Annotated in this window: 19 protein-coding genes; 7 read left to right on the top strand and 12 right to left on the bottom strand. The window is 66.7% G+C overall.

Annotated features, from left to right (window positions below; genetic code table 11):
- Nucleotides 1-21 precede the first annotated feature (21 nt).
- Nucleotides 22-246, bottom strand: a complete 225-nt coding sequence (gene rpmE / locus CHRYSEO8AT_RS01520; protein ID WP_159845257.1) for a 50S ribosomal protein L31 — start codon at nt 244-246, stop codon at nt 22-24.
- A 134-nt stretch (nt 247-380) separates the two neighbouring features.
- On the opposite strand from rpmE, the gene CHRYSEO8AT_RS01515 reads away from it, so the two are divergent.
- Nucleotides 381-2,264 (top strand): ABC transporter transmembrane domain-containing protein, encoded by a 1,884-nt coding sequence (locus tag CHRYSEO8AT_RS01515; RefSeq protein WP_159845254.1) that lies wholly within the window; start codon nt 381-383, stop codon nt 2,262-2,264.
- A gap of 14 nt (nt 2,265-2,278) precedes the next feature.
- On the opposite strand, the gene CHRYSEO8AT_RS01510 is transcribed toward CHRYSEO8AT_RS01515, so the two are convergent.
- The 6 genes from CHRYSEO8AT_RS01510 to CHRYSEO8AT_RS01485 form a co-directional block, all read right to left on the bottom strand.
- Entirely contained in the window at nt 2,279-3,307 is a 1,029-nt protein-coding gene (locus CHRYSEO8AT_RS01510; RefSeq protein ID WP_159845251.1) for a glycerophosphodiester phosphodiesterase family protein, read from the bottom strand.
- 191 nt (nt 3,308-3,498) lie between these two features.
- Entirely contained in the window at nt 3,499-4,302 is an 804-nt protein-coding gene (locus CHRYSEO8AT_RS01505; protein WP_159845249.1) for an inositol monophosphatase family protein, read from the bottom strand.
- 104 nt (nt 4,303-4,406) lie between these two features.
- Nucleotides 4,407-4,973 carry an elongation factor P gene (gene efp / locus CHRYSEO8AT_RS01500; RefSeq protein ID WP_159845246.1) on the bottom strand — a complete coding sequence of 189 codons (567 nt, stop codon included), beginning with the start codon at nt 4,971-4,973 and terminating at the stop codon, nt 4,407-4,409.
- Between the two features lie 98 nt (nt 4,974-5,071).
- On the bottom strand, nt 5,072-5,632 hold the full coding sequence (locus CHRYSEO8AT_RS01495) for a tryptophan-rich sensory protein (protein WP_159845243.1): 561 nt from the start codon (nt 5,630-5,632) through the stop codon (nt 5,072-5,074).
- 69 nt (nt 5,633-5,701) lie between these two features.
- Nucleotides 5,702-6,202, bottom strand: coding sequence for a bacterioferritin (gene bfr, locus CHRYSEO8AT_RS01490; RefSeq protein WP_135195181.1), 501 nt, complete (start codon nt 6,200-6,202; stop codon nt 5,702-5,704).
- Nucleotides 6,203-6,345: 143 nt separating this feature from the next.
- A complete protein-coding gene (locus CHRYSEO8AT_RS01485; protein WP_159845240.1) occupies nt 6,346-6,531 on the bottom strand; it encodes a bacterioferritin-associated ferredoxin in 186 nt (61 codons plus the stop codon).
- A gap of 119 nt (nt 6,532-6,650) precedes the next feature.
- Between CHRYSEO8AT_RS01485 and thiE the strand changes: the two genes are divergently transcribed.
- The 3 genes from thiE to CHRYSEO8AT_RS01470 all read left to right on the top strand — a co-directional run bounded on the left by thiE (nt 6,651) and on the right by CHRYSEO8AT_RS01470 (nt 9,978).
- Nucleotides 6,651-7,304: a thiamine phosphate synthase gene (thiE, locus tag CHRYSEO8AT_RS01480; protein WP_159845237.1), complete on the top strand. Its 654-nt coding sequence runs from the start codon at nt 6,651-6,653 to the stop codon at nt 7,302-7,304.
- Nucleotides 7,305-7,367: 63 nt separating this feature from the next.
- Nucleotides 7,368-9,053 carry a sensor histidine kinase gene (locus tag CHRYSEO8AT_RS01475; RefSeq protein WP_159845235.1) on the top strand — a complete coding sequence of 562 codons (1,686 nt, stop codon included), beginning with the start codon at nt 7,368-7,370 and terminating at the stop codon, nt 9,051-9,053.
- A gap of 43 nt (nt 9,054-9,096) precedes the next feature.
- Nucleotides 9,097-9,978, top strand: a complete 882-nt coding sequence (locus tag CHRYSEO8AT_RS01470) for a hypothetical protein (protein WP_236547379.1) — start codon at nt 9,097-9,099, stop codon at nt 9,976-9,978.
- A 4-nt stretch (nt 9,979-9,982) separates the two neighbouring features.
- Here the strand turns inward: CHRYSEO8AT_RS01470 and CHRYSEO8AT_RS01465 are convergent, their stop codons facing one another.
- The 3 genes from CHRYSEO8AT_RS01465 to CHRYSEO8AT_RS01455 all read right to left on the bottom strand — a co-directional run bounded on the left by CHRYSEO8AT_RS01465 (nt 9,983) and on the right by CHRYSEO8AT_RS01455 (nt 12,399).
- Entirely contained in the window at nt 9,983-10,324 is a 342-nt protein-coding gene (locus CHRYSEO8AT_RS01465; protein ID WP_159845229.1) for a VOC family protein, read from the bottom strand.
- Nucleotides 10,325-10,570: 246 nt separating this feature from the next.
- Nucleotides 10,571-11,656 carry a chorismate synthase gene (aroC, locus tag CHRYSEO8AT_RS01460; RefSeq protein ID WP_159845226.1) on the bottom strand — a complete coding sequence of 362 codons (1,086 nt, stop codon included), beginning with the start codon at nt 11,654-11,656 and terminating at the stop codon, nt 10,571-10,573.
- Between the two features lie 8 nt (nt 11,657-11,664).
- On the bottom strand, nt 11,665-12,399 hold the full coding sequence (locus CHRYSEO8AT_RS01455) for a DnaJ C-terminal domain-containing protein (protein ID WP_159845223.1): 735 nt from the start codon (nt 12,397-12,399) through the stop codon (nt 11,665-11,667).
- A gap of 109 nt (nt 12,400-12,508) precedes the next feature.
- Here CHRYSEO8AT_RS01455 and pdxH point away from each other — a divergent pair, with 109 nt between their 5' ends.
- On the top strand, nt 12,509-13,183 hold the full coding sequence (gene pdxH / locus CHRYSEO8AT_RS01450; RefSeq protein ID WP_159845220.1) for a pyridoxamine 5'-phosphate oxidase: 675 nt from the start codon (nt 12,509-12,511) through the stop codon (nt 13,181-13,183).
- A gap of 7 nt (nt 13,184-13,190) precedes the next feature.
- Here the strand turns inward: pdxH and queA are convergent, their stop codons facing one another.
- Together queA and CHRYSEO8AT_RS01440 are read right to left on the bottom strand one after the other, a co-directional pair.
- Entirely contained in the window at nt 13,191-14,276 is a 1,086-nt protein-coding gene (gene queA / locus CHRYSEO8AT_RS01445) for a tRNA preQ1(34) S-adenosylmethionine ribosyltransferase-isomerase QueA (RefSeq protein WP_159845217.1), read from the bottom strand.
- Nucleotides 14,277-14,565: 289 nt separating this feature from the next.
- Nucleotides 14,566-15,852 carry a D-amino acid dehydrogenase gene (locus CHRYSEO8AT_RS01440; RefSeq protein WP_159845214.1) on the bottom strand — a complete coding sequence of 429 codons (1,287 nt, stop codon included), beginning with the start codon at nt 15,850-15,852 and terminating at the stop codon, nt 14,566-14,568.
- A gap of 132 nt (nt 15,853-15,984) precedes the next feature.
- Between CHRYSEO8AT_RS01440 and CHRYSEO8AT_RS01435 the strand changes: the two genes are divergently transcribed.
- Both CHRYSEO8AT_RS01435 and CHRYSEO8AT_RS01430 read left to right on the top strand, forming a co-directional pair.
- A complete protein-coding gene (locus CHRYSEO8AT_RS01435; RefSeq protein ID WP_159845211.1) occupies nt 15,985-16,434 on the top strand; it encodes an Lrp/AsnC family transcriptional regulator in 450 nt (149 codons plus the stop codon).
- 30 nt (nt 16,435-16,464) lie between these two features.
- The gene (locus tag CHRYSEO8AT_RS01430) at nt 16,465-16,941 is read left to right on the top strand and encodes a hypothetical protein (RefSeq protein ID WP_159845207.1); all 477 of its coding nucleotides are present in this window, start codon (nt 16,465-16,467) and stop codon (nt 16,939-16,941) included.
- Nucleotides 16,942-16,961 lie beyond the last annotated feature (20 nt).

Below are 16,961 nucleotides of genomic sequence, written 5' to 3'. Positions count from 1 at the left end.
CATGTCGCAGCCAAGACGCGCTTACTTCTTGATGAAGCCAGCGAACTTGTTGTTGAAGCGCGAGACGCGACCGCCGCGGTCCAGCAGGTGGGCGTTGCCGCCGGTCCAGGCCGGGTGGGTCGACGGATCGATGTCCAAGTTCAGCGTGTCGCCTTCCTTACCGTAGGTCGAACGGGTCTGGTAGGAGCTGCCATCGGTCATCACCACGGTGATGAAGTGATAGTCGGGGTGCGTATCCGCTTTCATGGTCGTCGTCCGGTCTCTGCGCGATGACGATGCCGACCGTCGGTGCGCGTGAAATGAGAAACCCGCCAGAAAACCGGCGGGAATGAGGGGCGGCGTTTACACCGGGGGGCGTTCCGGGGCAAGAGGCGGGCGAAATGACCGATCACACCGCCGCATCCGCCCACTCCGCCAACCGCGCTTCGGGCCCTGCCCCCGGCGTGGCGTCGCTCGACGGCCGGCCCAGCGCCGGCGCCCTGCTGGCCGATCAGATGTCCGAGGCGGGCGCCAAGCGCGCCAAGCGCCGCGACATCCGTCCGCTGGCGCGGCTGATTCCCTTTGCGATGCGGCACAAGGGGCATGCCCTGATGGCGGTCTTCTGGCTGCTGCTGTCCACCGCCGCCTCCTTGGGTCTGACCGCCCTGGCGCGTGGGGCCATCGACCATGGGTTCGAGGCCGGCGGCGCCAATCTGAACATCTGGTTCCTGCTGCTGGGCGCCAACGCCCTGTTCCTGGGCCTGGCGACGGCCGCCCGCTACTATTTCGTCACCCGCACGGGCGAGCGCGTTATCGCCGATGTGAGAAAGGGCCTGTTCGGCCGCATCCTGACGCTGGACCCCTCCTTTTATGCCCACATGCGCACGGGTGAGGTGCTGTCGCGCCTGACCACGGACATCGCCCTGGTCGAGACGCTGATGACGACCTCGATCTCCTATGCGCTGCGCAACTTCCTGACCCTGATCGGCGGCGTGGCCCTGCTGTTCTTCGTCAGCCCCAAGCTGACAGGCTTCGTCCTGCTGATCGTGCCCTTCCTCCTGGGGCCGATCTTCATCTTCGGTCGCAAGGTCAGGAAGCTGACCGTGACTTCCCAGGATCGGTTCGCCAACGCCGTCGGCTTCGCCGGCGAGAGCGTGGACGCCATCGAGACGGTCCAGGCCTTCGGGCGCGAACAGAGCGCCATCGCCCGCTTCGGCGCGGCGGTCGAGGACGCCTTCTCCGCCTCGCTCACCCGAATGCAGGCGCGGGCCTGGATGACCGCCCTGATCATCGTCGTCATGTTCGGCGGGGTGACTCTGGTGCTGTGGCTGGGAGCCCAGGACGTGGTCGCCGGCGTCATGTCGCCGGGCGCCCTGCTTCAGTTCGTCCTGCTGTCGGTCTTCGCCGCCGGGGCCGTGGGCGCCTTGGGCGAAAGCTGGGGTGACGTGCAAAAGGCCGCCGGCGCCATGGAGCGGATCGAGGAGCTGATGCGGGCAGTCGCCGGCATCGCGCCCCCGGCCCACGCCACGGTCCTGCCTTCGCCGCCGCGCGGCGAGGTGTCGATGTCGGCCGTCGGCTTCTCCTATCCGGGTCGTCCCGACCTTCCGGCCTTGAAGGGTTTCAGCCTGACCGTGCGGCCGGGCGAGACCGTCGCGCTGGTCGGTCCCTCCGGCGCGGGCAAGTCCACCGTCTTCCGCCTGTTGCTGCGTTTCTATGATCCGCAGAGCGGCATGGTCTCGGTCGACGGCGTCGATGTGCGCCAGGCCGATCCCGTCGCCGTGCGCGATCGCTTCGCCTGGGTGTCGCAGGAAACGCCGCTATTCTCGGGTTCGGCCTTGGAGAACATCCGTTTCGGTCGCGAAGCGACCACCCTGGAAGAAGCCCGGATCGTCGCCGACAAGGCCCAGGCCCTGGGCTTCATCGACGCCCTGCCTCAAGGCTTCGACACCCCTTTGGGCGAGCGCGGCAAGAGCCTGTCCGGCGGCCAACGCCAGCGTCTAGCCATCGCCCGCGCCCTGGTCCGCGACGCCCCCATCCTGCTGCTGGACGAGGCCACCAGCGCCCTGGACGCCGAAAGCGAACGCCTAGTCCAGGTTGCTCTCGACCAGGCCATGGAGGAACGCACCACCATCGTCATCGCCCACCGCCTGGCCACCGTGCTCCGCGCCGACCGCATCGTCGTCATGGACGACGGCCGCGTGGTGGAGGAGGGCACGCACGACCAACTGGTGGCCAAGGGCGGCCTCTATGCGCGTCTGGCCGAACTGCAGTTCCGGGCAGGCTAGGCCTGCCGCTTGGGCTAAAGGCCTGCGCGTGCCAGCGCCGGGAAGTCGCTGAAGATCGCGTCCACCCCCGCCTCGGCGAAGGCGGCGGCATAGCCCGCCATGTCGCCATGCTCCGCGAAGCCTTCCCCGCGTCGCCGCTCGGCCGGCAAGAAGGCGTTCTCGGCCCGCAGGGTCCAGATCACGACCTTCAGTCCCGCCGCGTGGGCGTCGCCGACCAGGGCGCTGGGCGCGCTCGTGCGGCCCTCCGCGTCGCGCGGCAGGACCAGGGTCATCTCCGGGGCGACCCAGGCGGCATAGGCGGCCATCGCTTTCAGCCCCTCGGGCGTGATCATCTGGGCATAGGTCATGTCCGGTCGGTCAGCTGGTCCGCCCGCTCCGGCGACCAACTGGGCCAGGGGCGCGTCGATGCGCGTCGCCAGCCGCTCCAGCGGCCCGACCTCGAAACACTGGATGATTACGGGTGCGTCCGCGCCCGTCAGGCCCAGTCGCTCCAGCTCGGCGACGAAGGCGTCCTCCATCGGCAGGCCGATCCCGGCGAAATAGGTCGGGTGCTTCAGTTCCGGCGCTACGGCGATGGTGCGTCCTGTGCGGGCCGAGGCCGCGCGGGCGATGGCGACCACCTCGTCGAAGGTCAGGATCGGCTCCTGTCCGTCGAAGGTCGCGCTGCCCGGTCGGAAAGCGGGCAGCCGTTCCTTGGTCCGTAGGGTCTTCAGTTCGGCCAGGGTGAAGTCTTCGGTGAACCAGCCGGTGGTCTCGGTCCCGTCGATGGTCTTGGTCGTCTTGCGGTCTGCAAACTCGGGCCGGTCGCCGACGTCGGTCGTGCCGCCGATCTCGTTCTCGTGCCGATCCACGAAGACGCCGTCCCTGGTCAGCACCAGATCCGGCTCGATCACGTCCGCCCCCTGTTCGACTGCCAGCTCATAGGCCGCGTGCGTGTGCTCCGGCCGTTCGCCGGACGCGCCGCGGTGGGCGATGATCAGGGGCTGGGCCAGGGCGGGGGTTCCGACAAGGAGGGCGAGGGCGGTGACGATGGCGCGGATCATGCCCTTTTAATAGGGCTGGCGGGCGACACGAACGTGACTGTCCTCCCCACTTGTGGGGAGGGGGACCGCGACGCGGTGGAGGGGCTCTTGAAGCCCCACGGGCGCCTGTGATGCGGTGAAGAACCTCTCCGTCACGGCGCAAAGACGCGCCGCGCCACCTCCCCGCAAAGCAGGGAGGAGACAGAGGCTGATCAGCCCTGCAGCACCTTGCGCAGCTGCGGATGCAGTTCGCTGTTGCTCGCCAGCACCGATACGCCCGTCTTGGGATCGCCGTCGTTCTCGATGGTCGTGACCTTGCCGCCGGCCTCGGTGACGAACAGGATGCCTGCCGCCACGTCCCAGGGCTTCAGGTTGCGCTCATAGAAGGCGTCATAGCGACCGGCCGCGACCCAGGCGAAGTCCAGGGCGGCCGAGCCCAGACGGCGCATGCCGGCGACGCGCTGGCCCACGGCGTGGATGTCCTTGATGGCCTGGGCGTGGCCCGACTTGCCGATGAAGGGCAGGCCGGTGGCGATCAGGCTTTCTGACAGATCGCGACGACCGGCGACGCGGATGCGGTGATCGTTCAGATAGCAGCCCTTGCCCTTTTCGGCCCAGAACAGCTCGTTCAGGACGGGGTTGTAGGTCACCCCGGCTACGATCTCGGACGAACCGTCCGGCGCACGACGCTCCAGGCCCACCGTGATGGCGAAGTGGGGCATGGCGTGCATGAAGTTGGTGGTGCCGTCGATCGGATCGACGATCCAGGTGTGGGACTTGTCGGTCCCCTCCATCATGCCGCGCTCCTCGCCCAGGAAGCCATAGCCGGGGCGGGCCTTCATCAGCAGTTCGTAGAGGGTGTCCTCGGCCTTCAGGTCGGCGGCCGTGACGAAGTCGCCGGGACCCTTGCGCGACACCTGAAGCTGAGAGACCTCGCCGAAGTCGCGCAGCATGGGGCGGGCGGTCTTGCGCACCGCGTCGAGCATGACTTGGAGCAGGGCGGAAGCGAGGGCCATCGGCGGATCTCCTGGTCCGCATATCCTGAAAAGGCGCTGGTTGGCCCGGACATGCGGAGAAGTTCAAGAAAGGGAACGGCCCCGAATGAGGCCGGCAGTCGGTATCAGTCCGCGCGGCGGACGTATTCGCCGGTCTCGGTATCGACGACGATGCGCTCGCCAGCCGACATATAGGGCGGAATCATGATGCGGACGCCGTTCGACGCCAGCGCCGGCTTGTAGGACGACGAGGCCGTCTGGCCCTTGACCGTCGGTTCGGTCTCGGCGACTTCCAGCACGACCTGATCCGGCAGCGACAGGCCGATCGGACGCTCTTCGTGCATCTCGATGACGACCTTCATGCCTTCTTGCAGATAGGGGATGCGGTCGTCGCCGACCCAGGTCTTCTGCAGTTCGATCTGCTCGTAGGTGCCGTCGTCCATGAAGACCAGGCTGTCGCCATTGTCGAACAGATAGGAGAAGTCCTTCTGCTCCAGCGTCACGCGTTCGACCTTGTCTTCCGACCGGAAGCGTTCGTTCAGCTTGTTGCCGGTTTCAAGGTTCTTGGCCTCGACGTTGGCGAAGGCGCCGCCCTTGCCGGGCTTGACGTGGCTTGCTTTCGTGACGACCCACAGGCCGTTGTTCACTTGCAGAACCATGCCTGGCTTGATGGTGTTGCCGTTGATCTTCATGGGGTCACATCGGGAATAGGGTTGCGCTCTCGCGCCGTTCGGGGCGAGGCGAATAGGGCGCGATCCCTAGAGTAAGCCCCAAGAAAGGGCAAGGCGGCCTAATGCAGCGTGCGTTCGCGCGACGCTTCGTCCGCCTTGCGATGCAGGAAGTTGCCGAACCGCACGCCGGAACCTGTAGGCGACGCCATCTTGCCGGCGCCCTCGTTCAGCTTGCGTGCCTCGTGCGCGAAGGCTGCGGCCAGACCGGCGGACGACATGGCGGCGATCACCTGACGCGCCATCGACGACGGGCGCAGGCCCAGCCAGACCGCGTTCACGGTCTGCGCCGCGACCCACAGGCCCATGGCGGTGGTGCGCTCGCGCTGCGGCGGGGCGTTCCACACTCGTACTGCCGACAGGGTGGTGGCCGAAAATACGGCGGGCAGGATCAGGCTGAACGCGCCCTTGGGCTTTTCGGTGATCGGCAGATCCTTGTTGCGGACCTGTTTCAGATTGTGCCTGGGCTTCATGGCCCCCGAGGCGATCCCGTGCGCCAATAAAGCGAAGCCCACGGTCAGGGCGATGCCGGCGACGACATGGCCTGCGCTGCGGCCCTCGCTGTTCAGCAGGTCCTTGGCGGCGTCGCGCACGTCGTCGATGGCGTCGTCGATATCGGTCATGGTCCGCTCCAGCTTGGCCCTGAAAGGCTAATGACCGGAGCGGACCAGAGTTCCGTCAGAAGTCTGAGCTTAGTTGCCGGTCGCGGCGCTGTCGGTGACGATCTCTTTCATGGCCGATTGCAGATAGTTCTGGGCGCCCATCAGTTCGATCAGCTTGTGCTGGTTTTCCAGGAAGTCGATGTGCTCCTCGGTATCCGCCAGGATCTTCATCAGCAGATCGCGGCTGACATAGTCGCGGGTTTCCTCGCATTGAGTCACGGCGGCGGCGGTCGTGGCGCGGCTGTCCAGCTCCAGCTGCAGATCGGCGCCCAGGCATTCGATCGGATCCTCGCCGACCTTCAGCTTGTGCAGATCCTGCAGGTTGGGCAGGCCGTCGAGGAAGAGGATCCGCTTGATCAGCATGTCGGCGTGTTTCATCTCGCCGATCGATTCTTCGTAGATCACGTTTCCGAGGTGCGACAGGCCCCAGCTTTCGAACATGCGCGCATGCAGGAAATACTGGTTCACGGCCGTCAGTTCGTTGGTGAGCACTGCGTTCAGCGTGCGCAGGATTGCGGGGTCGCCCTTCATGGCCATGGTCCTTGGTCTCGCCACGGCGCGTTCGCCGTCTGTCGAGCGAGGCAATACCACAGTAAAACGCGCGTTGTTTATTTGCGAGTTTTTATCACTACATTGATAGTGCGAGTGATTTTCGGCCGCGACGCGGCTGAGGACTATTCGGCTGCGAGTGCGAACGCTTCGCGGCTGTCCTGGATCATCTGGCGCATCTCGCAGACGCATTTGGCGCACTGGGCCTGGCACTGGTTGCGCGCAAAGATGTCGCGCGGACGGCGGGCCCCCGCCTCGATGGCCTGGGCGACATCACGTTGGCGAAGACCGTTACAGTTGCAGACGTACACGAGGCGCTACACGTTCCATCGACTGAGAATGGTTCGCTATAGCACGAGTTAGGGCGATTGCAAGTCGTTCGCATGGCTCGAACATTGACGGATCGTCGCGGGGGGAGGCAAGGACGGGCATGGCCAGAACACCCACCGTCCCCGCCCGACCACCTTGCCGGCTGTATCTGATCACGCCGCCCGCGATCGCGGACCTGAACGCCTTCGCCGAGACCCTGGATCAGGCCCTGTCGGCCGGCGATGTCGCGGCCTTGCAGATCCGGCTTAAGCCTGCGGACGACGCCACGATCCGCGTGGCGGTCGAGGTGCTGGCTCCTATCGCTCGCCGCCATGATGTAGCCGTCCTGCTGAACGACCGGCCGGACCTGGCGCGCGAAACAGGGTGCGACGGCGTTCACATCGGTCAGGAGGACGGCTCGCTCACCGAGGCGCGGCGCATCCTGGGGCCGGACGCCATGATCGGGGTCACCTGCCACGACGACCGAGACCTGGCCTGGGACGCGGCCGAGGGCGGGGCCGACTATGTCGCCTTCGGCGCCTTCTATCCCACCGATACGAAAGAGACGGTCCATCGTCCGGGGCTGGAAATCCTTACGGTCTGGCAGGACACGGTCGAGACCCCTTGCGTCGCCATCGGCGGCGTCACCGTCGATAATGCCGCCGACCTGGCGCGTGCAGGCGCGGACTTCGTCGCTGTCAGCAACGGCGTGTGGGGTTACAATGAAGGCGCAGCCGAGGCGGTCAGGTTGTTCAATCAAAGGTTGAGATTCTGACTTTAGGGGATATTAGGAACCCTGTGGTCTTTTAGCCCGCCTCTATTTGGTCGGGACGGTTCCATGATCCTGAGCCGCGCGCTCAACAGCGACGACCCGCCGATCTCGTCTTCGACGACACCGCCGGAGGTGGGCCAGAAGCCGGTTGACCTGAACGACGGCGTCCACCCCTTCCAGCCTCTTGTGCCTGTGCTGACCGGCGTGGCGGTCGCAATCCTCGTCGCCTTGGCCATCGCCTATGGTCGCTCGGCAGGACTGGTCGCAGGTCTATGGGGCGCCAGCGGCGTCGCGGTCGCCGTATGGTTGCGGACCAGCCGCGGCCGCAACAGCGACATGACGTTTGCGGGCGTCCTGACTGTCAGCATCCTGATCGGCGAGATCATCGCCGGCAACAATCCGTTGCTGGCGCTGGCCTTCACCATCGTCAACATGATCGAGATCGTGGCTGCGGTCCTGCTGGCGCGGCGGTTCTCGCCGACACTGAATCTGTCCAGCCTGAACGGCGCCGTCAGCTTCCTGTTCTTCGCCGCCGTCCTGGCGCCGATACCGGCGGCCTTGGCTAGTTTGGTCATCCTGAATCAGATGGGACAGGCGGATGTCTGGCAAGGGTTCCAGACCTGGTGGTTCGGCCATGCGCTTGGCATCGCCGTGCTCGGCTCCATGGGGCTGTCGCTGACGCGCACCACGCTTGCGAAACTGTTTCGACCGGCGAAGATGGTCGAGGCCGCCATCCTGTTGGGGTTGGTTCCCGTCTTCTACTATGTCGCTTTCGCGGGCAGCATTCCCATGGGGTTCGTGCTGCTGCCCTTGCTGCTGGCCATTGCCGTGCGGTTGGGCGTGGCGGGCATAGCCTTCACGCTCGTTGTCGTCAGCTTTTTGTTGGTCGGCGGCGCGATGATAGGCCACGGCCCCTACACTCAAGGGTCGCCGCCCGAACAGGTGCTGATGGCGCAGATGCTGGTTTTGATCGGCTATATGCCCATTTTGCTGGTGGCGTCTCTCTTGGAAGAACGCGATTTGCTGGCCGAACGTGCACGTCTGGGCCGTGAGCGCGCGGAAAAGGCGTCCGAGGCCAAGTCCCGCCTGCTCGCCAACGTCGCCCACGAGATCAAGAGCCCGGTCGCCGGCATCATCGGCATCGGCGACCTGTGGCGGCAAGGGCATCTGGGGCCGATCACGGCTCAGCAAACTGAAATGTCCGAAATGCTGGTGACGACCGCCCGTCAGGTCGAAACCCTGGCCCATGATCTGCTGGATGTGGCCCGCGCCGAATCCGGGGCCGTCAGGGTGGAACTGCGTCCGACCGACATTCCGGGCTTGCTGGAGGATGTGCGTCGCACCTGCCTCTTGCGACCGGACGCCGACAAGGTCGCCATCGAAGTGGTGTGCGAAGGCGACGGCCTGATCGCCATCGCCGATTCTCAGCGTCTGGCGCAGGTGTTGACCAATCTGACGATCAACGCCTTGAAATACGGCAGTTCCGGGGGGCGCGTCATTCTTCGTGCGCTGCGCGAGGACGACTGTGTGCGGATCGAGGTCAGCGACTTCGGCCCTGGTCTGTCCGTCCAGAAGCAGGCGCAACTATTCGAACCCTTCAACCGCCTGGGGCTTGAGCGCTCGACGGTTGAGGGTCATGGCGTGGGTCTGGCGCTGGCCAAGCGGTTGGTGGAGTTGCAGGGCGGGTCAATCGGCGTGATCTCGGCGCCGGGCGAAGGCGCTACCTTCTGGGCTCTGTTGCCCAAGGCGTGAGGTCGCGCTTGCGGTCGGGCCCTGGCCGCGCGATTGTCGGGCCATGCCCATGATCGCCCTTGCCGCCGCCCTTCTGATTTCAGGACAGGCGACCACGCCGCCTCAGCGCGCCACGTCGGACCTGACCCGCGATCTGAACAGCGCTCCCCCGTCACCCGCGACGGCGCCAGCCTCGCCCAGCGCGAGTTCTACGCCGACGCAAGCCCCGGCCCGCACGACAACGCAGACCCTGCCGCCAATCGGTCAGAGCCCGGCGGCGGCGCCTCGCCCGGCGCCGACGACATCCCCGGCGCAACGCCCGGCCCAGACGCCAAGCTCATCCAATACGCAAGCCCTGCCTCCCATCGGTCAAAGCCCGGCTGCGACGCCTCGTCCGGCGCCGACGACATCCTCGGCTCCACGTTCGACACAGGTGCCTGGTCGAACGACGACGGCGCCCGCCGCGTCGCAACCGCCCTCTGCTTCAACCGGGACCCCGCGCCCGGCGCCGACCACCGCTGCACCGCAAGCCACGACGCCCGCACCCGTCACAGCGACCCCGCCCCCCGCAACGCCTGCGCCTGCCGCGCTCGACACCGCAGCCATCGCCGCCCTGCCATTCAGGATCGAGCTGGCTACGGGTCTGACCATCACACCTGCGCGCGCGGGCGCCGACGCCAGCATCTACCGGGTTCAGCGCGGCGATCAGACGCTGCTGATGATTTACGCCGGGCCGTCATCGCAGTTTCCGATCTATGACGGCGAGATGGTGCGCGCCGGCGGCCGCGCCTCGGTGGTGGTGACGGAGGGCGGGCGACGCCTGGCCATGGAGCACCTGTTCCAGCGTGCGACCGCCCCCAAGGAAATCCACGTCTGGATCACCAGCGTCACCGGCGCCGACCGGGACCTGGCCGAACGGATCGGCCAGTCCATCGACGCCCGCTGAGGCGTCAGCCCTCGGACCAGACCGCCATTTCGGTGCCTGCCGGATCGGCGAAGTGGAACCGGCGACCGCCGGGGAAGGCGTAGATCGGCTTCAGGATACGACCGCCGGCCGCCTCGACCTTGGCCAGCATGGTTTCCAGGTCATGGGCGTACAGAACGGGCAGGGGCGTCTGGGTCCGTTCGGCCTGATCGGCGTCGAACCCGCCGTCCAGCCCCTGGTCGAAGGCCGCATAGGTCGGGCCGTAATCCACGAAGGTCCAGCCGAACGCCTGACTGTAGAATTCCTTGGTCGCAGGCAGGTCTGCGGCGGGCATTTCGAGGTAGTCCAGCTTTCCGTCTTCACGCACGGTTGATCTCCTCAGTTCGACGCCACCGACCGATCCCTCTTGCACGTCGACCCAACATGCGCAAACCTGCAAACGGTTCGCAGTTGCAGGAGTCGGCGATGATCGTGATGACGACGGGATTGTCGGGCCTGATGGCCTTGATGCGTCAGGAAGAGCGGCCGGTCGAACCGCCGCCCAGACCGCAAACCGGTCACCCGCAAAGCCTTCAATCCATCATTTCGGCGCGCAGACCGAGGCGATAAGCCGTCAGCCGACCTGGGCGCGGTGCCTCAGCAAGGCGTCGGCCAGGACGCAGGCGGCCATGGCTTCCACGACCGGCACGGCGCGCAGGGCGACGCAGGGGTCATGGCGGCCCTTGGTGCGCAGGTCCGTTTCCTCGCCGTCGCGCGTAACAGTCTGGCGAAGGGTCAGGATCGAGGATGTGGGCTTGAACGCCACACGCGCCGTCAACGGCTGGCCCGTCGAAATCCCGCCCAACACGCCGCCCGCCTTGTTCGACAGGAAGACGGGCTGCTTGTTCAGGTCCAGCCGCATCTCGTCGGCGTTCTCTTCACCCGTCAGTTCGGCGGCGTCGAAGCCCGCGCCGATCTCGACGCCCTTTGCCGCATTGATCGACATCAGGGCCGCCGCCAGTTCGGAATCCAGCTTGCCATAGATCGGCGCGCCCCATCCGGCCGGAACGCCCGTGATCTCCAGCGCGACCACGGCGCCGACCGACGACCCGGCCTTGCGAACGCCGTCCAGATAGGCTTCCCAGGCAGGCACGACCTTGGCCGAGGCGGCGAACAGCGGATTGCCGGATACGGCGTCGAAATCGACCTGATCCGGTGCGATCCGGTGCGGGCCGATCTGGACCACGCCCGCGCGGATACTAACGCCTTCATCCAGCACCTTGCGCGCCACGGCGCCGGCCGCCACGCGACTGGCGGTTTCGCGCGCCGAAGATCGGCCGCCGCCCCGGTGATCGCGCACCCCGTATTTGGCCTGATAGGCGTAGTCGGCGTGGCCCGGCCGATAGGCGCGGGCGATCTCGCCATAGTCCTTGGACCGCTGGTCCTCGTTTTCGATCATGATCGAGATCGGCGTGCCGGTGGTGACAGGGCCGTCGCCGTCGTCGAAGACGCCCGACAGAATGCGCGCCGTGTCGCTTTCCTTGCGTTGCGTGACGAAGCGGCTGCCGCCGGGCTTTCGCTGATCCAGCCACGGCTGGATGTCCGCCTCGGTCAGATGGATCATCGGCGGGCATCCGTCCACGACACAGCCGATGGCCGGCCCGTGGCTCTCGCCCCAGGTGGTCACGCGAAACAGATGGCCGAAGGTATTGTGCGACATGCGGTGACTTATGCCGCCAGACGCTCCTGCGTCCAGACCCGCGTGAACCGCAGCAACAGGTCTTCCGCCGCCGAGGGCACGTCCGACGACGGCGTCAACGTCACGAACAGATGCCCGGCCTCGCGCGATCCGCGCGCCGGCAGGCCCAGGCCTTTCAGGCGAACTCGCACCGGCGCGGCCATGTCGGCCGTGATCCAGGCCGAACGCGTACCCGCGTGGGTCTCGATCTCGACCCGCCCGCCGTCGGCCATCAGGCGCTGTTCCGTGGGCCAGGTCATGAAGATGTCGTCGCCGACGACCGACATCCCGTCCTCGGGCCGGATCAGAACCGACAGATAGAGGTCGCCGCCATCCGCCGCGCCGCGCCGCAATCGCAGATGATCGCCGCTCCGCAGGCCAGCCGGCGCTGTGACCCGCACCACTCGCGCGCCCAGCCGCAATTCGACGCGCGCGCCGGCGATGGCCTGCATGGGGGTGAGCACCAGCACGGGGGCAGGCGCGGGACGCTGCTTGGGCGGGGACAGGGCCGGCCGGGCGGGCTGATGCGCCTGGATCAGGCGATAGGCGGCGATCACGCGGCGGAACCGCTCGGCGTCGCCTCCGGTTTGATCGGGACGCGCCGCCTTGACCGCCGCGCGGAAGGCGGTCTTCAGCGCGGCGGCGTCGACATCGCCGCTGAGACCCAGCGTCGAAAGGGCCTCGCGGACGCCGGAAACATCGGAGGGGTGACCATGCGCGCTCATCCCGTCACCGTTCGCTCATCAGGGTCAATGGGCGGTTAACCGTGCTGCGCAAACGGCCGTTTTGACCTCGATCATTTCCAGAACGGCTCCCAGGGATTAGATCACTGATATGACCGCATCCGTGATCCCCCCCAGCCCGTCGCGTGAGGAATACGCCCGCGACTACGCCGCCGCCCTGGCCGCCAATGGCGACGAGACGATCTTCACGCGCGCCGAACCCATCGGACTTTTCGTCGAATGGCTGGCTGACGCGCGGGCGCACGAGCCGAACGATCCCAACGCCATGACCCTGTCCACCGTCGATGCGGACGGCCTGCCGGATGCGCGGATCGTCCTGCTGAAGGACGTCGATGCGCGCGGCTTCACCTTCTATTCCAACAGCGAGAGCGCAAAGGGCGTGGAGCTGGCCGGCTGCGCCGCCGCCGCCCTGACCTTCCACTGGAAGTCGCTGCGTCGTCAGGTGCGGGTGCGCGGCGCGGTCGAGCCGGTGTCGGCAACCGAAGCCGACGCCTATTTCGCCAGCCGGGCCCGCGAAAGCCGCATCGGCGCCTGGGCCTCGGACCAGTCTCGGCCCCTTTCGGATCGCACGGTGCTGGAAGAGGCCGTGGGTCGCGAAACGGCGCGGTTCGACGGCCAGGACGTGCCCCGTCCCGAGCATTGGACCGGCTGGCGGGTGGCGCCGCAATCGGTCGAGTTCTGGCGCGACCGGCCGTTTCGCCTGCATGACCGGCTGCGGTTCGAGCGCGACGGTGAGGCCTGGCGGTCGGGCCGACTGTGGCCCTGACCCGCGATCAGTTGCGGAAAAGCAGCGATCCGTCGCCGTAGGAATAGAAGCGATAGCCGTCGGCGATGGCGTGGGCGTAGGCCGCCTTCATCGTCGCGCTGCCGGCAAAGGCGCTGACCAGCATGAACAGCGTCGATTTCGGCAGGTGGAAGTTGGTCATCAGCACATCGACCGCCCGGAACCGATAGCCCGGCGTGATGAAGATGGCCGTGTCGCCGTGGAAGGGCTTGATTTCGCCGTCCTCGGCCGTGGCGCTTTCCAGCAGACGCAAGCTGGTGGTGCCGACGCAGACGATGCGGCCGCCGTTCGCGTGGACGCCGTTCAGGGCGACGGCGGTCTCGGCTGACACCTCGCCCCACTCGCTGTGCATCTTGTGATCGGCCAGGTCGTCGGCCTTGACCGGCAGGAAGGTGCCGGCCCCGACGTGCAGGGTCACGGCGTGGGTCGAGACGCCTTTCGCCCGTATCGCGTCGAGCAGGGCAGGGGTGAAATGCAGCCCGGCGGTCGGGGCGGCGACCGACCCGTCATGTTCGGCGAAGACCGTCTGATAGTCCGAACGGTCGCGGTCGTCCTCGGGCCTTTTGGCGGCGATATAGGGCGGCAGGGGCATGACCCCCACGTCGCGGATGGCGTCGTCCAGCGCCGGGCCGGACAGGTCGAACGTCAGGGTGATCAGACCGTCGTCGCCCTTCGCCGTGACGGTGGCGTCCAGACGGCCCAGGTCGCAGGCGGCATCTGAGGCGAGGCCGAACCTTATCCGGTCGCCCGGTTTGATGCGCTTGCCCGGCTTCATGAAGGCGGACCAGACATCAGGAGCGTCGCGGTGATGCAGCGTGGCCTCCACCTCCACCGTCAGGGTTTCACCCTCGGCGCCTATGCGCTGGCGCACGCCTGACAGACGGGCGGGGATGACACGTGTGTCGTTGAACACCAGGGCGTCGCCGGGTCTCAGGAAGTCGGGCAGGTCGCGGATGACTCGGTCGTCCAGCGCGCCGCCCTTCACGACCAGCAGTCGCGCAGAGTCTCGCGGATCGGCCGGACGCAGCGCAATCCGGTCGTCAGGCAGGTCGAAATCGAAATCGGCGGTCTTCATCGCGCGCTCTATAAGGCTGTCGGGCGACCCACGCCACGCCGGGACGCGCTGCCAGCGCATTTCGGTCGCACGGGTTCTTGATTGCCAAAGGGATTTGCCGCCCGAACGGCTTTTACCCTAACGCGCCCTATCCGCGTGTTAGGATGGGTGCCGATCTTTGACAGCGTGAGTTCAGACGATTCAGACACTTTAGACGGTAAATTCTCGCTCGTGTCTCAGGTTGCTGACATCGGGAGTTCAGACGAATTAGACACTTCAGACGGTAAAAATCGCCGGTCAGCGTCTGATGTCAGTTGTAGCCGGGCGCGAACGCCCCCGCCCAGGCGCCGTAGCGGTTCAGGGACAGGTCGTGGGCGTCGATCTCGGGCGACCGGCCGTCGATCATGTCGGCCAGCACGCGGGCCGAGCCGCACGACATGGTCCAGCCCAGGGTGCCATGGCCGGTGTTCAGATAGAGGCCGGGGATCTTCGTCGCGCCGATGACCGGCGTGCCGTCCGGCGTCATGGGACGCAGGCCGGACCAGTAGCTGGCGCCCGCCAGATCGCCGCCGCCGGGGAACAGGCTGCCGACAGAATGGGCCAGTGTCTCACGGCGCAGGGCGGGCAGGGTGTTGTTGTAGCCTGACAGCTCGGCCATACCGCCGACGCGGATGCGGTCGCCCAGGCGAGTGATCGCCACCTTGTAGCTTTCGTCCATTACTGTGGAGACCGGCGCGCGGTCGGCGTCCAGGATCCGGGCCGTGATCGAATAGCCCTTCACCGGATAGACCGGCAGGTCGAGGCCCAGGGGCTTGGCCATCATCGGCGAATAGGAGCCCAGCGCCAGGACGACCAGATCGGCGGACATCGCCCCCTTGCTGGTCAGGGCGCCGGTCGCGCGGCCGTCCGTGGTCGTGATGGCGTGGATTTCGGTCTCGTGATGGAAGACCACGCCCCGCTCCGCCGCCAGCTTCGCCAGGGCGTTGGTGAACAGGAAACAGTCGCCCGTTTCGTCGTGCGGCAGGCGCAGACCCCCGACGAAGTCGACATCGGAGGCGGCCAGACCCGGTTCGGCGGCGATGCAGCCGGCGCGATCCAGCACCTCGCAAGGGACGCCGGCGGCCTTCAGCACGTCCACGTCCTTGTGCACGTCGGCCAGCTGTTTTTCGGTGCGGAACAACTGCAGCGTGCCCTGCTGGCGGCCTTCATAGGCGATGCCGGTGTCGCGGCGCAGCAGGTCCAGCTGGTCGCGGCTGTATTCGGCCAAGCGCACCATCCGGCTCTTGTTCAGCGCATAGCGGTCGTGGGTGCAGTTGCGCAGCATGGCCAGCGTCCAGCGCACCATGGCCATGTCCAGACGCGGACGCACGATCAGCGGGGCGTGGCGCATCAGCAGCCACTTCATCGCCTTGACCGGGATCGATGGAGCGGCCCAGGGCGCGGAATAACCGGGGGAAATCTGGGCTGCGTTGGCGAAGCTGGTTTCCAGCGCAGGGCCGCTCTGGCGATCCACCACCGTCACCTCATGCCCCGCCTGATTGAGATACCAGGCGGTGGTGACGCCGATGACGCCGGAACCCAGAACCAGAACCTGCATGTGACGCTTCCGAACCGTGTTGATTGTCGGCGAAGTTACCCTCGCATCGTTCGATGATCCTGCCTGTTTGCGCAATGATCTGCGGCTGATAGATGTGAGGCGCAATAATCTGCGGTCGAAAGGCGGAAACTTGTGACCCTGCTTGATCCAATCGACCAGCGCATTCTTCAACGGCTTCGCGCTGATGGCCGCGTCAGCAACGCGGACCTCGCCTCTGCGGTCGGCCTTTCGCCGTCGGCCTGCCTACGTCGGGTGCGACGGCTTGAGGAGCGCGGCGTAATCCGGGGCTATGCCGCCGTCCTGGCCAATGACGCCGACGACGGGGTGGTGGCCTATGTCGAGATCACGCTGGAGAAACAGACCGACGACCATATGCGCCGGTTCGAGGCGGCGGTGCGCAACCACCCTGAAATCCGCGACTGCTATCTGATGGCGGGCGAGGCCGACTATATCGTGCGGGCCGTGGCGCCCGATATCGCCGCCTATGAGGTGATCCACAAGGACGTGTTGTCGCGTCTGCCGGGGGTGTCGCGCATCCACTCCAGCCTGGCGATCCGAAACGTTCTGGCGGCGCGCGGCTGAACCCTCGTCGTCTTGCGGTGTTCAGACGGCATGAAGATCACCGAACTCTTGCCCTCCGCTCTCATCGGCGCTGTCGCCAGCGCCCGTTCCATGACCCCGATGGCGGCGATCGCCGCGGCCGAGTTGGCGCACAAGCCGACGCCGGGGCGGGTCTTCCTGTTGAACCAGCCGCTGTTCAAGTTCGGCTCCCTGGCCATGGGTATCGGCGAACTGCTGGGCGACAAGATGAAGTCGGCGCCCGACCGCACGGTCTTCCTGGGGCTGTTAGCGCGGGTGATGAGCGCCGGGATCGCGGGATCGGCCCTGGCGCCGCGCGGCAAGGAGAAACTGGGCGCCGGAGTCGCCGTCGCGACCGCCGTGCCGCTGGCCTATCTGACCCTGGCCGGTCGCAAGAAGGCCATGGCTCGCATCGGCCAGACGCGCAGCGGTCTGATCGAGGACGCCCTGATCGTCGGTGCGGGCGCGCTGGTCGTCGGCTTGACCGTTGCGCGGTTCAGCCGCCGCTAAGCGCTCGACAGGCGAGAGGC

Source organism: Brevundimonas sp. G8, assembly GCF_902506205.1.
GTDB lineage: Bacteria > Pseudomonadota > Alphaproteobacteria > Caulobacterales > Caulobacteraceae > Brevundimonas.
This window is presented reverse-complemented; position numbering and strand designations above follow the sequence as displayed.

What these genes read in the sequence shown, in the direction of transcription:
- rpmE (WP_159845257.1), bottom strand. Translation starts at nt 246, where the DNA reads ATGAAAGCGGATACGCACCCCGACTATCACTTCATCACCGTGGTGATG.
- CHRYSEO8AT_RS01515 (WP_159845254.1), top strand. Translation starts at nt 381, where the DNA reads ATGACCGATCACACCGCCGCATCCGCCCACTCCGCCAACCGCGCTTCG.
- CHRYSEO8AT_RS01510 (WP_159845251.1), bottom strand. Translation starts at nt 3,307, where the DNA reads ATGATCCGCGCCATCGTCACCGCCCTCGCCCTCCTTGTCGGAACCCCC.
- CHRYSEO8AT_RS01505 (WP_159845249.1), bottom strand. Translation starts at nt 4,302, where the DNA reads ATGGCCCTCGCTTCCGCCCTGCTCCAAGTCATGCTCGACGCGGTGCGC.
- efp (WP_159845246.1), bottom strand. Translation starts at nt 4,973, where the DNA reads ATGAAGATCAACGGCAACACCATCAAGCCAGGCATGGTTCTGCAAGTG.
- CHRYSEO8AT_RS01495 (WP_159845243.1), bottom strand. Translation starts at nt 5,632, where the DNA reads ATGACCGATATCGACGACGCCATCGACGACGTGCGCGACGCCGCCAAG.
- bfr (WP_135195181.1), bottom strand. Translation starts at nt 6,202, where the DNA reads ATGAAGGGCGACCCCGCAATCCTGCGCACGCTGAACGCAGTGCTCACC.
- thiE (WP_159845237.1), top strand. Translation starts at nt 6,651, where the DNA reads ATGGCCAGAACACCCACCGTCCCCGCCCGACCACCTTGCCGGCTGTAT.
- CHRYSEO8AT_RS01475 (WP_159845235.1), top strand. Translation starts at nt 7,368, where the DNA reads ATGATCCTGAGCCGCGCGCTCAACAGCGACGACCCGCCGATCTCGTCT.
- CHRYSEO8AT_RS01470 (WP_236547379.1), top strand. Translation starts at nt 9,097, where the DNA reads ATGCCCATGATCGCCCTTGCCGCCGCCCTTCTGATTTCAGGACAGGCG.
- aroC (WP_159845226.1), bottom strand. Translation starts at nt 11,656, where the DNA reads ATGTCGCACAATACCTTCGGCCATCTGTTTCGCGTGACCACCTGGGGC.
- CHRYSEO8AT_RS01455 (WP_159845223.1), bottom strand. Translation starts at nt 12,399, where the DNA reads ATGAGCGCGCATGGTCACCCCTCCGATGTTTCCGGCGTCCGCGAGGCC.
- pdxH (WP_159845220.1), top strand. Translation starts at nt 12,509, where the DNA reads ATGACCGCATCCGTGATCCCCCCCAGCCCGTCGCGTGAGGAATACGCC.
- queA (WP_159845217.1), bottom strand. Translation starts at nt 14,276, where the DNA reads ATGAAGACCGCCGATTTCGATTTCGACCTGCCTGACGACCGGATTGCG.
- CHRYSEO8AT_RS01440 (WP_159845214.1), bottom strand. Translation starts at nt 15,852, where the DNA reads ATGCAGGTTCTGGTTCTGGGTTCCGGCGTCATCGGCGTCACCACCGCC.
- CHRYSEO8AT_RS01430 (WP_159845207.1), top strand. Translation starts at nt 16,465, where the DNA reads ATGAAGATCACCGAACTCTTGCCCTCCGCTCTCATCGGCGCTGTCGCC.